16 protein-coding genes are annotated in these 15,296 nt (G+C 41.9%); all 16 read right to left on the minus strand.

Annotation, left to right across the window (positions count from 1 at the left end):
- Genes R2S08_RS03565 through R2S08_RS03640 form a run of 16 tightly spaced genes read right to left on the minus strand, consistent with a single transcriptional unit; the run spans nt 1 to nt 15,293 of the window.
- Nucleotides 1-660: a DUF4159 domain-containing protein gene (locus R2S08_RS03565; RefSeq protein ID WP_316833895.1), complete on the minus strand. Its 660-nt coding sequence runs from the start codon at nt 658-660 to the stop codon at nt 1-3.
- Nucleotides 657-1,361, minus strand: coding sequence for a 16S rRNA (uracil(1498)-N(3))-methyltransferase (locus R2S08_RS03570; RefSeq protein WP_133779292.1), 705 nt, complete (start codon nt 1,359-1,361; stop codon nt 657-659). Before R2S08_RS03570 ends, R2S08_RS03565 begins: the two co-directional genes overlap by 4 nt.
- An 11-nt stretch (nt 1,362-1,372) precedes the next feature.
- Nucleotides 1,373-2,698, minus strand: a complete 1,326-nt coding sequence (locus R2S08_RS03575; protein ID WP_133779291.1) for a hemolysin family protein — start codon at nt 2,696-2,698, stop codon at nt 1,373-1,375.
- Nucleotides 2,699-3,250 (minus strand): inorganic diphosphatase, encoded by a 552-nt coding sequence (locus tag R2S08_RS03580; protein WP_133779290.1) that lies wholly within the window; start codon nt 3,248-3,250, stop codon nt 2,699-2,701.
- Nucleotides 3,251-3,256: 6 nt separating this feature from the next.
- Nucleotides 3,257-3,916 carry a DedA family protein gene (locus R2S08_RS03585; RefSeq protein ID WP_316833896.1) on the minus strand — a complete coding sequence of 220 codons (660 nt, stop codon included), beginning with the start codon at nt 3,914-3,916 and terminating at the stop codon, nt 3,257-3,259.
- Between the two features lie 46 nt (nt 3,917-3,962).
- The gene (locus R2S08_RS03590; RefSeq protein WP_316833897.1) at nt 3,963-5,336 is read right to left on the minus strand and encodes an NADH-quinone oxidoreductase subunit N; all 1,374 of its coding nucleotides are present in this window, start codon (nt 5,334-5,336) and stop codon (nt 3,963-3,965) included.
- Nucleotides 5,337-5,340: 4 nt separating this feature from the next.
- Nucleotides 5,341-6,807 (minus strand): NuoM family protein, encoded by a 1,467-nt coding sequence (locus tag R2S08_RS03595; RefSeq protein ID WP_133779287.1) that lies wholly within the window; start codon nt 6,805-6,807, stop codon nt 5,341-5,343.
- A 21-nt stretch (nt 6,808-6,828) separates the two neighbouring features.
- Complete coding sequence (gene nuoL / locus R2S08_RS03600) at nt 6,829-8,721, minus strand: NADH-quinone oxidoreductase subunit L (RefSeq protein ID WP_316833898.1); 1,893 nt, start codon at nt 8,719-8,721, stop codon at nt 6,829-6,831.
- A gap of 22 nt (nt 8,722-8,743) precedes the next feature.
- Nucleotides 8,744-9,073, minus strand: a complete 330-nt coding sequence (nuoK, locus tag R2S08_RS03605) for an NADH-quinone oxidoreductase subunit NuoK (protein WP_108549715.1) — start codon at nt 9,071-9,073, stop codon at nt 8,744-8,746.
- Entirely contained in the window at nt 9,073-9,570 is a 498-nt protein-coding gene (locus R2S08_RS03610; protein WP_108549714.1) for an NADH-quinone oxidoreductase subunit J, read from the minus strand. Before R2S08_RS03610 ends, nuoK begins: the two co-directional genes overlap by 1 nt.
- Nucleotides 9,571-9,620: 50 nt before the next feature.
- Nucleotides 9,621-10,121, minus strand: coding sequence for a NuoI/complex I 23 kDa subunit family protein (locus tag R2S08_RS03615; protein WP_108549713.1), 501 nt, complete (start codon nt 10,119-10,121; stop codon nt 9,621-9,623).
- 34 nt (nt 10,122-10,155) lie between these two features.
- Nucleotides 10,156-11,193, minus strand: coding sequence for an NADH-quinone oxidoreductase subunit NuoH (nuoH, locus tag R2S08_RS03620; protein WP_316833899.1), 1,038 nt, complete (start codon nt 11,191-11,193; stop codon nt 10,156-10,158).
- A complete protein-coding gene (locus R2S08_RS03625; protein ID WP_133779284.1) occupies nt 11,193-12,197 on the minus strand; it encodes a 2Fe-2S iron-sulfur cluster-binding protein in 1,005 nt (334 codons plus the stop codon). The genes nuoH and R2S08_RS03625 overlap by 1 nt, the downstream gene beginning before the upstream one ends.
- Before the next feature lie 15 nt (nt 12,198-12,212).
- Nucleotides 12,213-13,577 (minus strand): NADH-quinone oxidoreductase subunit NuoF, encoded by a 1,365-nt coding sequence (nuoF, locus tag R2S08_RS03630; RefSeq protein ID WP_316833900.1) that lies wholly within the window; start codon nt 13,575-13,577, stop codon nt 12,213-12,215.
- Nucleotides 13,577-14,089 (minus strand): NAD(P)H-dependent oxidoreductase subunit E, encoded by a 513-nt coding sequence (locus R2S08_RS03635; protein ID WP_316833901.1) that lies wholly within the window; start codon nt 14,087-14,089, stop codon nt 13,577-13,579. The genes nuoF and R2S08_RS03635 overlap by 1 nt, the downstream gene beginning before the upstream one ends.
- On the minus strand, nt 14,082-15,293 hold the full coding sequence (locus R2S08_RS03640) for an NADH-quinone oxidoreductase subunit D (protein ID WP_133779281.1): 1,212 nt from the start codon (nt 15,291-15,293) through the stop codon (nt 14,082-14,084). The genes R2S08_RS03635 and R2S08_RS03640 overlap by 8 nt, the downstream gene beginning before the upstream one ends.
- Nucleotides 15,294-15,296 lie beyond the last annotated feature (3 nt).

Consider the following 15,296-nt stretch of genomic DNA (forward strand, 5'->3'; position numbering starts at 1 on the left):
TTATTGTGTTAAAGCATACTGTATTAGATTAGCGCCCATTTTAAGCGCCTCTGTTCTCTTTTCTTGTGTATCACCGGGATAAGTCCCGTAATCTTCCCATCCATTCCCCAGATCGCATTCATAGGTGTAAAAACACACGACCCGCCCCTTCCAAACCAAGGCAAAGCCCTGTGCCCGCTTTCCATCATGCTCATGAATCTTTGGAAGCCCATTGGGAAACTTAAAGTGCTGCTGGTAGAGCGGATGATTGACCGGCAGTTCCACGAAAGCCAATTCAGGAAACACCTTTTTCATTTCCTTGCGGATAAACTTATCCAGCCCATAATTATCATCAATGTGGAGAAAACCACCACCAACCAGGTATTTTCTGAGGTTTGCCGACTCTGCCTCACTAAACACCACATTTCCATGTCCTGTCAGGTACACGAACGGATAATCAAAGATTTCAGCACTTCCAACCTCTACCGTTGCCTCATCAGTTGAAAAATTCGTAAAAATGTTTTGGTTACAAAATTTCACCAGGTTAGGTAATGCGGTACGGTTACCATACCAGTCACCTCCACCGCTATACTTTAGTTTAGCAATTTTATAGGTAGGCGGACTAAAACTGCTCAGCAGCAAGATCAGTCCGGCAAAAAAAACAAGCTGTCTGGTGTTCATCGATTTAAGTAATTCACCTCAAAACAGGCTGCAAGTGCTGCAGTTTCGGTTCTGAGCCGGGTATTACCTAAAGTTAAAGGTTTAAAACCATTTTCCAAAGTCAGGGCAATTTCATTTGGACTGAAATCTCCCTCAGGGCCAATTAAAATGGTATAATGTTCTTGCGGCCGGATCAGCTCGCTGATGTATTGTCTGGGTTCACCATCCACGCAATGTGCAACCATTTTAGTTCCGGCATGACTTTGCTTCACAAAATCAGTTAAGGATACCGCGGCATTGAGTACTGGATGATAAGCCTGCAATGATTGTTTAACGGCAGAGGTGATTACTTTGAATAAGCGGTCTTCTTTGACTACTTTACGTTCCGAACGTTCGCAGATAATCGGAGTGATTTCATCTATCCCAATTTCTGTTGCCTTTTCCAGGAACCATTCTATCCGGTCGATATTTTTAGTAGGTGCTACAGCAATGTGCAAATGATGGTTTCTCTTTTGATATTCCCGCTGCACATTCAGCACACGAAGAGAAACATTCCTTTTGGTTTCCTGGATAATTTCCGCCTCATAAAATCCACCCTTTCCATCAATCAGGAAAACGTGGTCACCAAGTGTTAAACGTAATACTTTTGTACAATGCCTGCTTTCTTCTTCATTTAAAGTATACTGATCAGCATTGATATCCGGCGTATAGAAAACATGCATGTGTAGAAGGTTTAATGATTATCGACCTGATCTTCTTTAGCAATCACCAGTTCCAGTTTAATGGTCTCAATATTCTGTTCCGTCTTTTTCAGAATGGTAAACAGATAACCATAACATTCCTCGCTGTCTCCAACTTCCGGAATTCTTCCAAAGGCATGAGAAACCAAACCTCCAACGGTATCAAAATCTTCATCTTCCGGAAGGTCATGCGGCAAATGCTCGTTCACATCATAAACAGTTGCATAGGCATTGATGATAAATTCCGTATCCGAGATCTTCTCCACATTCGGTTTTTCTTCGTCATATTCATCCTGGATCTCGCCCACAATCTCTTCCACAATATCCTCCAGGGTCACCATACCTGCAGTTCCGCCAAATTCATCAATCACAATAGCAATCTGGATCCTTTTCTGCTGAAGTTCACTCAGCAGATCATTGATCTTTTTGGTTTCCGGAACAAAATAAGGTTTACGGATGATGTCCTTTAAAGTCCAGTCTTTATGACTTGCCAGTAAAGGCAATACGTCCTTGGCATGGATAATACCAATGATCTTGTCAATAATATCATCATATACCGGCAAACGCGAGTAGCCTTCAGCAATGATCTTCTCAATCACCTCTTCCTTCGGGGTAGACAACTCAATACCCGAAATTTTGGTTCTCGGCACCATGATGTTCTTCACTACACGTTCATTAAAGTCAAAAACGTTCCGGATCAGTTCATGCTCATTGGTATCTAATGCACCACTTTCCTTTCCCTGGTCCAGCAGGTAGTACAGTTCTTCGGTACTGTGTACCGCTTCATGACCGCCTACGGTATTGATGCCAAATGCCTTCAGAATAATATTGGCAAAACCATTCAGCAACCAGATAAACGGCCTGAACACCACATAAAAAATCTGCAGGGGCAAAGACACAAATAATGTCGTTGCAACAGGTCTTTGTATGGCCACAGATTTTGGGGCAAGCTCACCAAATACAATGTGCATAACGGTGATGAAACAAAAAGCAATAATAGGTGCAGCAGTCTTCGAAAACGAATCTATAAACTCCGGAGAAGACCCCAGTACTGTTAACAGATTGTGTAAAAGATGCTCCATAACAGATTCTCCAACCCAGCCCAAACCAAGAGATGCCAGCGTAATACCCAGCTGCGTTGCAGCCAGGTATCCATCCAAATGTTGGGTAATGTATTTGGCAATATTAGCTACTCTACTACCTGATTTAGCTTTAATCTCTATTTGTGAAGCACGGACCTTTACAATTGCAAACTCTGCTGCAACAAAGAAACCGTTCAACACAACCAGGAAAAAGGTTAAAAATATCTGAAAGCCCATTTAAGAATTATTTCTGAATGTTTTATCGTAAAGCTCTATGCTTTCATGGATCACCTTGTGCGCAAATTTCACACCCAGTAAATCCTCAATAGTTACATTTTTGTTCTCCAGCGCTTTATAATCCTGGAAGAAACGTACAATTTCTTTCATGGTATGCGGAGGAAGCTCTGAAATGTCGTTGATGTAATTTACAGACATATCATTTTTAGCTACTGCAATGATCTTATCATCCTGTTCCCCATTGTCTACCATATGCATTACCCCAATCACTTTCGCTTCAATAATAGAAAGCGGGTACACATCTACAGAACAAAGAACCAGGATATCCAAAGGGTCATTATCGTCGCAATACGTTTGAGGAATAAAGCCATAATTGGCCGGATACATTACTGAAGAGAAAAGAACACGATCTAATTTAATTAAATTGGATTCTTTATCTATCTCATACTTTGCTTTGGATCCTTTAGGAATTTCGATAATTGCATTTACAAATTCAGGCAGTTTAGCGCCGGGAGAAACATTATGCCACGGATGGTGATCGTCTTTAGTCATTTTTTATTAATCAGTGTTTGTTGTTTTATCATTATTGCTGCTCAGCACCTTCCCTTTAACAAAGGTATAAATCAAAGGGATCGATGTAATCACAATAAATCCAGTAATTATATATAATAAATAAGCATTAATCTCTTTTTCAAATCTTTTACCTAAAAAATAGCCCAGTAAAGTTAAGGATGAAATCCATAATAATCCACCGGCTATGTTATAAAATGCGAACCTTTTAAATTCCAGTTTAACCACACCAGCAAAAATCGGTGCAAAAGTTCGAACAATCGGCACAAATCTACCCATAATCAATGCAAATGCGCCCTGTTTATTGTAATATTCTTCCGCCGCCTTTAAATACTTCTTTTTAAAAAAGAAGGTGTCTTTTCTATGATACAATACAGGCCCGGTCTTACGTCCAAACCAGTAGCCTGTAAAATTACCCAGTACTGCTGCTATAAAAAGCCCTAGCACCAACATATAAATACTGATGTCTAATTTACCTGTAGCAACGAACATGCCAGCCAGGAACAGGAGATAATCTCCCGGCAAAAAGAATCCGAAAAACAAGCCCGTTTCTGCAAAAATCACGAACAACACCACATAAAAACCACCTTCTTTTAGTAATTTCTCAGGATCGATGAAGTGCTGTAATGAATTCCAGAATTCGTGCATAGTTCAATTATTCGTAAAACTACAAATAATTATCAAGAGAAGCCCGTTATATCAAATTTAAAATTATGGACGGAAATATACCCAAAATGACGGTAACAGCTACAGAAAGGATCAGTACAACTTTGTATTGCACAGGCGTATCCAGACTAACTTCATTGCCTTCTTTAAAGTACATGGCCACAATAACTCTGAAGTAATAATAGAAGCCAACCAGGGCATTTAAAATAGCAAAAGCAACCAGGAAGATTCTATAGTCATTCATCACATTCAGGAACATGACATATTTACCGATAAAGCCCGCTGTTAAAGGAATCCCTGCCAGAGACAACATGGCAACAGTCAGGACCAATGCAGCAAGCGGGTTCTTTTTAGCCAGGCCGTTAAAGCTCTCAAAGTTATCACTTCCGGTCTTTTGTTTCACCAGGATCAATACACCGAAAGCCACAATGCTGGCAAAAGTATAAGCAGAGGCATAAACAAGTACATCACCTGCTGATCTTGAAGTCAATGCCACCAGGGAGAACAACAAATAACCCGCGTGAGAGATACTGGAATAAGCCAGCATTCTTTTGAAGCTTTTCTGGAACAGCGCCGTTACGTTGCCAATCAATAAAGTCAAACAAACAATTACCATCAATGGTGGCAACCAGAAGTCATGCAATGGTGCAAATGTATCCGCGAATAAGCGTAAAAAGGCAGCAAATCCCGCAGTTTTAACTACCGTAGACATAAAAGCTGTTACCAGACTTGGAGAGCCTTCATACACGTCCGGAGTCCAGAAATGAAAAGGTGCAGCACCTACCTTAAAGCTCAGACCAATCATCATTAAGATGATCCCCGGATAGAACAAAGGTGAAACCGCTGTATAATTTCCAACCAGGTATTTATTGATCACTTCTAAATCGAAAGATCCGGTGGCACCATAGATCAGCGTAATCCCAAACAACAGGAAACCTGTAGAGAAGGCACCCATTAAAAAATATTTCAGTGAAGCTTCATTGGAAGCAAAATTGTTTTTACGAATACCAGCCAGAATGTATAAACTCACCGACATAATTTCCAGGCCAATGAACAACATCGACATGTTTTTATAGGAAACCATGATCACAATACCAGCAAGGGAAAAAAGGATCAAGGTCAGGTATTCTGCTATATTTTCACTGTCTTTGGAGAAATAATTCTGTGTCAGTAATAAGATCAGAAGGGTACCCAAAATGGTCAGGCCTGAAAAAGCAAGCGCAAAATTGTCCATTTGCATCATGCCGTAAAACACCTGATTGGTATTCCATGAGGTAACAACAAAAGCCAGTGAGGTAAGCAGACCAATAATGGAAATAGGTAATAACGCTTTTTTAGCTTTAAACAAACCTGCATAAAGAACTACTAAAGCTGTAACCGCAATTGTTATAATGATATTCATTTCCTTAGTTTACCGATGTTAATTTTTGATTTACCTGTTCTATTAATTGTTGTACAGCCGCTTCAGATAAGTGAAGGACGGGCTTTGGATATACGCCCAGTACAATGATCAACGCACAAATGATATATAATACTAATTTTTCAGATCCTTTGATGTCTGTAAAGCCAATGGTCAGCTCGTTGGTTTTGCCCAGCATAATACCCTGGTACATTCTCAGCATATATACTGCGCCAAAAATGATGGTCAGTCCGGCAAATACCGCTGCCCACAGGTTAAACTGATAAACGCCCATCAGCAACAGGAACTCCCCGATAAACCCATTGGTTCCAGGTAAAGCAACCGTACCAAATACGATGATCAGAAAAGCAATAGCCAAGTGCGGTGCCTTACTTGCAATACCACCCAGATCTGCAATCTTATTGGTCTTCATTCTGTTGAAAATGATATCCAGAACAAAGAACAGACCAATCACATTGATACCATGGCTCAACATCTGGATCATCGCACCTTGCATACCCTGCGTGTTCAAAGCAAAGATACCCGCAGAGATCAGCCCAACGTGTGCAATAGAAGAATAAGCCACCAGCCTCTTTGCATTCTTTTGTGTAAAAGCAATAACGGAGGCGTAGACAATACCAATAATGGATAATATAATTGCCGTAGTGCCCCAATCCTGAACACCTGCAGGAACAATTGGCAACAACCATCTGATCACACCATAAATACCCATTTTCAGCATAATACCTGCCAGAAGCATCGTTCCTGTTGCAGGCGCCTCTGTATAGGTATCCGGTTGCCAGGTATGGAAAGGAAATACCGGCATTTTAATAGCAAAAGCAATAAAGAAAGACCAGAAAATCCAGCCTTGTTGTGTCGCATCCAGGTTCAGCTTATAAAAAGCCTGAATATCAAAATTGTGCGCCGGGTTTTGTAAATACAGATAGATGATACCCAATAGCATAAACAATGAACCAGCAATGGTATACACGAAAAATTTCATGTTCACTTTAATACGGTCCTTACCACCCCAAACCGCGCAGATAAAATACACAGGGATCAATGCTGCTTCCCAGCCAATATAGAACAGGAAGGCATCTAAAGCGGTAAATACCACCAGCAAACCCGCCTGCATAAATAAGATCAGGGCATAAAAAGCATTCGCCCTTTTGTAATCATGCTGATAACTGGCCAGGACAATGATCGGAATCAAAACATTGGTCAGCAGAACAGTGATCAGGCTAATGCCATCAATCCCCGCATGAAAACTAATGCCTAGTTCCTGGATCCACGGACAGTTCACCACAAACTGTGTGCTTGCATCCGGAATAAAATTAACCGCTACAACAGCTGTAATAGCCAGAGATACGATTGCAGAGATCAAAGCTACATATTTTGCTGCTTTGCCGGCAAACGCCGTCACTAAAGCACCAGCCAGAGGTAGAAATATAAGAAGTATTAAAAGTTGTTCCATTATGCTTGTTTGAACGATCTTTTAGATAGATAAATAAGTATACAATAACAAAGAGATGATTCCAGCCACCATCATGAAAATATAGAACCCTACATTTCCGGTCTGCAATAAACGCAAACCTTTACTGGTTTCCGAAGTACCCCAGCCCAAACCATTCACAATTCCGTCGATGATCTTACGGTCAACGATTTTGTAGAAGAACGTAGAAAACGCATCCAGCGGCCTTCTGATGATCAGATCGTAAAGTTCATCAATATAAAATTTATGGTAGGAAAGATTTGCAAAAGCAGATCTCTTTGTTTCATCAGGAACAGGTACATGACCTTGTTTGTTGTATTTGTTGTAAGCGATAGCGATCGAGATCAATACACCTATTACAGAAACCCCCATCAGCATATATTCTGTAGCATGATCAGGTCCTTCTGCATGGTGAGCAATCACCGGAGTTAACCAGTGGGCCAGCCATTGATGTCCCCCTAAAGACTCAGGGATGTTCAATACACCGCCGAACACAGATAAAACCGCCAGAACAATCAATGGCAATGTCATGGTCGAAGGTGACTCATGAATATGCTCTTCTGCATGATGTGTTCCTCTATATTTACCATAGAAGGTTAAATACAACATTCTGAACATATAGAAGGCAGTCAGGAAGGCGGTAAATACACCGATCGCCCAAACTACTTTATTGTATTGATAAGCATGTGCCAGGATCTCGTCTTTAGAAAAGAAACCAGAGAAAGGCGGCAAACCTGCGATGGCAATGGTACCAATCAGCATGGTAATAAAGGTAACCGGTAATTTCTTACGTAAACCACCCATATGTCTCATATCCTGTTCATGGTGCATCGCATGGATTACAGAACCTGCACACAGGAACAACAAAGCTTTAAAGAAAGCATGGGTAATCACATGGAAGAAGGCCCCATCATAGGCACCAACACCAAGACCAAGGAACATATAGCCCAATTGAGATACGGTAGAATAAGCCAGTACCTTCTTAATATCTGTTTGTGTAATCGCAATCAGTGCACCCAGAACAGCCGTAGCCAAACCGATGATGGCAATCAGGTGCTGGATCACAGGGGCCAGGTCAAACAGCACGTTAGATCTTGCGATCATATAGATACCCGCCGTTACCATCGTTGCTGCGTGGATCAAAGCCGAAACCGGCGTTGGTCCTGCCATCGCATCCGGCAACCAGGTAAACAATGGAATTTGTGCAGATTTACCGCAGGCACCGATGAACAGCAACAGGGTAATCAATACCACAGTAGAATGACCCGGCATCAAATTAGCCGCCTGAGGAAATACCTTTGAAAACTCTACACTTCCAAAAGTGGTAAAGATCAGGAACACGGCCAGTAAAAAGCCAAGGTCACCAATTCTGTTCATCACGAAAGCCTTTTTGGCTGCCGAAGCATAACTGCTGTTGGTGAACCAGAAACCGATGAGCAGGTAAGAGCATAAACCTACGCCTTCCCAGCCAATGAACATGACAATATAGTTTGATCCAAGGACCAGTAATAGCATAAAGAAGATAAACAGGTTCAGGTAGCTGAAAAACTTACCGAAACCTTCATCGCTGTGCATATATCCAATAGAATATACATGGATCAGGAAACCTACCCCTGTTATGATCAGCAGCATAATACTGCTCAGCGGATCAACTAAAAAAGACAGGGGAATATGTAAACTACCTGCATTGATCCAGTCAAAAAGGAAGATCTCATGCGATTTGTTCGCATCAGCACCCAATGCAAAAAAGATACCCACGCTAATGGCAAATGAAATGAAAATCACTCCGCTTCCAATAAACCCGATCAGGTTTTTAGATAATGTATTTCTTCCAAGGCCATTAATTACAAAGCCTAAAAGAGGAATCAACGGAACCAGCCAAACTAAATCTATCATTTTATAATTCTATTCTTAATAATTACCACTTAAGGCGATTCAATACATTAACATCAGTACTCTGGGTATTCCTGTAGACCATTACAATAATACTCAGGCCTACAGCAACCTCGGCGGCTGCAAGTGCCATAATAAAAAACACAAATACCTGTCCTGAAGGATCGTTACTGTGTACCGAAAAAGCGGTCAGCAGTAAATTAACTGCGTTCAGCATCAACTCCACCGACATAAAAATCACAATGGCATTTCTGCGGGTCAATACCCCAACAACACCAATGGTGAAAATAATAGCGCTCAGCCAGATGTAATGGTTAAGCGGCACTCCCTGCAATGTTTGCGTTAGATTTCCCACTATACTTTTTCTTTTTTAGTTAACAATACCGCTCCTACCATCGCTGTCAGCAACAAGATCGAAGACAATTCAAATGGAAGCATAAACGGACCAAATAATTCTTTACCCAGGTTTTTCACCAGACCCAGGTCCGGGTTCTGCAACACCAATGGATTAGAAAGTGTCGTTGCTTTAAAAGAACCAATCAGCGTCACCACCAGGCAGCAGCCGGCAATGATCCCCACCACTTTGATCAGGTTGGATTTGGAAGGTTCGTTTTCCTTATTGAGGTTCAATAGCATCAGTACAAAGAGAAAAAGCACCATAATGGCCCCCATGTACACGATAAAATTCACGACGGCAAGAAACTGCGCATTTAATAAAACGTAATGAACCGTGAAGGTGAAAAAAGTAACGATCAGGTAAAGCACACTGTGCACCGGGTTCTTCGAAAAGATCACCATCAGTGAAAAGAAGATGCTTAAAGCTGCGACTACATAGAATACAGATGTACCCATTTATTATTTTGTTTTAAAGCCGTTTAAAAGCGACAAATGTATTAAACTATTTATTTTTTCTCTAATGGTGCCTCTACCAGTTTATCTTTTCCATAAATGAAATCCTTACGCAGATAATCAGCCGGAACAATAGGACCGTCTAAGTAAATGGCCTCTTTAGGACAAGCCTCTTCACATAAACCGCAGAAAATACAACGCAGCATATTGATTTCATATACTGCTGCATATTTCTCCTCTCTGTACAGTTCCTTCTCTTCCGGTTTACGTTCAGCAGCAATCATAGTGATGGCTTCTGCAGGGCAGGACAATGCACATAAACCACAGGCTGTGCAGCGCTCCCTTCCGTCTTCATCTCTTTTTAAGGAGTGCATTCCCCTGAAGTTGGTCGAAAATTCTCTTTCTACCTCAGGATAGCGTATCGTTGCTTCCTTTTTAAAGAAGTGACTGATGGTGATAGACATCCCCTTCATAATCGCCGGCAGGTACATGCGCTCTGCAAACGTTAAGGGCTTTTGTTCTAATACTTTCTTTTTACTGGTTAATGGTTCCATTAAACCTCCTTTTATTTTTACCGCTGCGCGGGAGTTAAAACTTTTCTATATAAGCAATCACAAGTCCTGTGACAATAATATTCGCAATAGCCAGTGGAATTAACATCTTCCAGCCCAAATGCATCAACTGATCATAACGGAAACGCGGAATGGTCCAGCGCACCCACATAAAGAAGAATATAAATGCAAATATCTTCATAAAGAATATGAACGTACCAAAAAGCGGTGCCCATGTTGGGCCAAGCCATACGGCCATGGAGTCCATTCCCGGATAGTTATATCCCCCAAAATAAAGCGTGGCCATTACCGCCGAAGACACGAACATATTAATGTACTCTGCAAACAGATAAAAGCCCAGTTTCATGGAAGAATATTCTGTATGGTATCCGCCAATCAGCTCCGTTTCACATTCCGGTAAATCGAAAGGCGCACGGTTGGTTTCCGCAAAAGCGCAAATCATAAACAGAATAAAGCCAACCGGCTGGTACAGCACATTCCAGTGCCAGCCATGCTGCTGTTCTGTAATTTCTTTTAAACTCATGGTACCTGTTACCAGCAATAAAGCGATAATGGATAAACCCATGGCAATTTCATAACTGATGTTTTGAGAAGCCGCACGAATCGCAGACAATAAAGAATATTTATTGTTGGATGCCCAGCCTCCGATCATTACACCATAAACACCTAAAGAAACCACACCAAAAATGTATAAAATACCTACGTTGATGTCTGTTACCTGCAAAGCAATGACACGGCCACCTATCGTGATCGGTGATCCCCATGGAATTACTGCTGTACCGATACAGGCCGTTAACATAGCCAGACCAGGTCCAACCATAAACAACCATTTACTCGAATTTGCGGGTACGATCTCTTCTTTCATGAACATCTTTACCCCATCCGCAAGCGGCTGTAAAATCCCAAAGGGACCTGCTCTGTCTGGTCCTAAACGATCTTGTAAAAATGCGGCCACTTTTCTTTCAGCATACGTGGAATACATCGCAATCAGTAAGCTGATCCCGAAAATGATCGCCACCAGTATAAATTTTTCTATAACAAACGAGATATCCATTAGAATTTAGTGGTTTTTTCTAGTTCTATTTTATTTGCAAGCTGCAATTTAGGATTGTCCTGAATTACAGGTAAAGGTTTCATGGTTTCATAGTGATTAGAAGAAATCACTGAAGTATCACTGATGTGCGTAGGATGTTCAATCACCCAGTCTGCAGTCTTTTTCTTATCAAAACGACAAGTATTGCAGATGAACTCTTCCACCTCACCATACACATCCTTACGGGCAGTTACCCTCAGTACATCTTCTCCCTTATACCACAGCGTTACTTTACCGCTGCAGGTCGGGCAGTCGCGGTGTGCATCAATCGGTTTAGTAAACCAAACCCTGTTTTTAAACCTGAACGTTTTATCTGTTAATGCACCTACAGGGCAAACATCAATCACGTTTCCGGAAAAATCATTGTCTACAGCCGTTTGGATATAGGTAGAGATCTCTGAATGGTCACCCCTGTTTAAGATACCATGAACACGTTTATTGGTGATCTGATCTGCAGTAAATACACAACGATAGCATAAAATGCAACGGTTCATGTGCAACTGGATCTTATCGCCAATATCGATGCGCTCAAAAGTACGGCGCTCAAATTCATATCTTGTTTTCTGCAAACCGTGCTCATAGCCCAGATTCTGCAAATCGCATTCTCCAGCCTGATCACATACCGGACAATCCAGCGGGTGGTTGATCAATAACATCTCTACAACTCCGCTGCGGGCTTCCAAAACCTCCGGAGAAGTAATGTTCTGCACTTCCATACCATCCATAACTGTTGTACGGCAGGAAGCCACCAGTTTAGGCATCGGTCTTGGGTCTTTTTCAGAGCCCTTGCTTACCTTAACAATACAGGTACGGCATTTACCTCCGCTACCTTCCAGCTTGGAATAATAGCACATCGCCGGAGGTACAATATCCCCTCCTATTTGCCTTGCAGCATTCAGGATCGTCGTACCAGGATTTACTTCAACAGTTATCCCGTCTATGGTTACCTTAACTTTATCACTCATTGTTGCAGCTATTCTTTAATTTTCAGTAGTCACTTCTGCTTTCGCAATCGGATTGGCATAATTAGCCAAACCATAATTTGTATCCAGAGATTTAACCGGTTCCTTTACATGCCATTCAAACTCATCTCTGAAATGTCTGATGGCACTTGCAACCGGCCATGCTGCTGCATCTCCCAATGGACAGATGGTATTTCCTTCTATCTTCTTGGATACATCCACCAACAGGTCAATATCACTCATTTTACCATGTCCGTATTCCAGGCGGTGCAATACCTTTTCCATCCAACCTGTACCTTCACGGCAAGGGGAGCATTGTCCGCAACTTTCATGGTGATAGAATCTTGAAAAGTTCCAGGTATTTCTAACGATACACTGATCCTCATCAAAAGCAATAAAACCACCAGATCCCATCATGGTACCTGTAGCAAAACCACCCTCGGATAAAGATTCATAGCTCATCAGCCTTGGATCACCATTCGCTAATTTTAAAGTTAAATTGGCTGGCAAAACAGGAACAGAAGAACCTCCGGCTACAGTAGCCTTCAATCTTTTTCCATTGGCAATACCACCACAGTATTCATCAGAATAAATAAACTCTTCTACGGGTAAACCCAACTCAATTTCATAAACACCCGGTCTCACCAGGTTACCTGAAGCAGAGATCAGTTTAGTTCCGGTACTGCGGCCGATACCGATTTTAGCATACTCATCGCCACCATCGTTGATGATCGGAACAGTAGCTGCAATAGATTCAACGTTATTCACTACCGTAGGGCAGCCATATAATCCGGCAATTGCAGGAAAAGGAGGTTTAATCCTCGGGTTTCCTCTCTTACCTTCTAAAGATTCCAATAAAGCCGTCTCTTCACCGCAAATATAAGCACCGCCTCCAGGCTGAACATACAGTTCCAGATCATAACCTGAACCTAAAATATTCTTACCTAAAAAGCCCGCATTCTTTGCTTCAGCAATCGCTCTTTCCAGAATACGGATCTGAGGCATCATTTCACCTCTTACATAGATGTAAGACGTTTTAGCCCCAAGTGCAAAGCTCGATACGATCATTCCCTCAATCAAAGCATGAGGAATATAGGTCATCAGATACCTGTCCTTAAAGGTTCCAGGCTCAGATTCATCCGCATTACAAACCAGGTAACGTGGCACACCTTCCGGCTTAGCCAGAAAGCTCCATTTCATTCCCGTAGGGAATCCTGCACCACCACGACCGCGTAATCCTGATTTCTTTACTTCTTCCACAACCTCATCAGGGGTCATTTTCAAAGCCTTTTCCACAGCACGGTAACCACCTTTCTGGCGGTACACATCAAAAGTATTGATGCCGGGTACGTTGATATGTTCTAATAATAGTTTACGGGCCATTATTTCTTACGTAAGTCCTCTATTAAATCGTCTACCTTTTGTTCATTCAGGTTCTCATAGAATGTATATTCAGGGCCAATCTGTAAAACCGGTCCATAACCGCATGCGGCCAGACATTCTACACCTCTCCAGCTGAACAAGCCATCAGGCGTTACTTCTCCTTCTTTAACCCCAAGCTTGTGCTCAATATGGTTCATCAGCTTTTCAGCTCCAACCAGACAGCAAGGCCCTGTACGGCAAACCTCCAGCATATATTTGCCCTGAGGTTTTAAAAAGTACATGGTATAGAAAGATGCTACTTCATAGACCTCGATATCCTGAATATCCAGATAATCTGCTACCCTGTTCATCGCCGATGTACTCAGCCAGCCCTGTTCGGCCTGTACTTCATGCAAAATCGGCAGCAAAGCAGATTTCTGCTTGCCCTCAGGATATCTTTTTACAATCTCATCGAACTTTGCCAGCAAAGCCGATGAAAAATCTACAGGTTGTTGTTCTTCTACTCTAAGCATCTAGTTCTCCTGCTATAATATTCATGCTACTCATATTGATGATGGCATCTGACAACAGCATACCTTCACTCATTTTCGCAAACATTTGATAATTGATAAAGCTTGGTCTTCTGAAGTGCAAACGATAAGGCGTTCTTCCACCGTCATTGATCAGGTAAAAGCCCAGTTCTCCGTTACCACCTTCAACAGCATGGTAAACTTCCGCTTTTGGTGCATCAATCTCTCCCATCACAATTTTGAAGTGATAGATCAGTGCTTCCATATTGTTGTACACTTCTTCTTTAGCCGGTAAATAGAAATCCGGAACGTCCGCATGGAAAATACCCGCAGGCTCGTTCTTCAATTTCTGCAGGGCCTGTTCAATCAGGCGTACACTCTGCCACATTTCTTCATTACGCACCAGGTAACGGTCATAAATATCACCACTGGTTCCAACAGGGACTTCAAAATCAAAATCCTGATAAGAAGAATAAGGCTCACTTACCCTTACATCATAATCTACACCGGTAGCCCTTAATAAAGGGCCGGTCCAGCTGTAACTCAAAGCTGTTTCTGCGGTTACCCGGGCTACACCAGCTGTACGGTCAATAAAGATCCTGTTTCTGTTTAAAAGGTTTTCAAACTCTCTTAATGCTACAGGAAACTCTTTCAGGAATTTATTGATTTTCGCAAAAGCGATATCATTAAAATCCCTTTCGAAACCACCTATACGACCAATATTAGTTGTTAAACGTGCTCCGCAAATCTCTTCGTAGATCTCATAAATATGTTCCCTGAACTGAAATAAGTAAAGGAAGGTTGTTGTAGCCCCTGTATCCTGAGCAATAATGGTATTGCAAATAATATGATCAGAGATCCTGGACAGCTCCATAATGATCACGCGCAGATAATCCACCCGTTTAGGCATCTCAATGTTCAGTAATTTCTCTACTGTCATATGCCAGCCCATATTATTGATCGGTGAAGAACAATAATTTAAACGGTCGGTAAGCGGTGTGATCTGGTAAAAAGGTCTGTGTTCTGCAATTTTCTCAAAAGCACGGTGAATGTACCCGATCGTAGAAACCCCACTCACGATACGTTCACCATCCAGCTGAAGAACATTTTGAAATACCCCGTGCGTAGCTGGGTGTGTTGGCCCTAGGTTTAGGGTTACCAGCTCACTCTGTGGGTCGTTATCTGTATATACCGGCTGATTATTCATATA

Source organism: Pedobacter nutrimenti, assembly GCF_032678445.1.
Lineage (GTDB): Bacteria > Bacteroidota > Bacteroidia > Sphingobacteriales > Sphingobacteriaceae > Pedobacter > Pedobacter nutrimenti_A.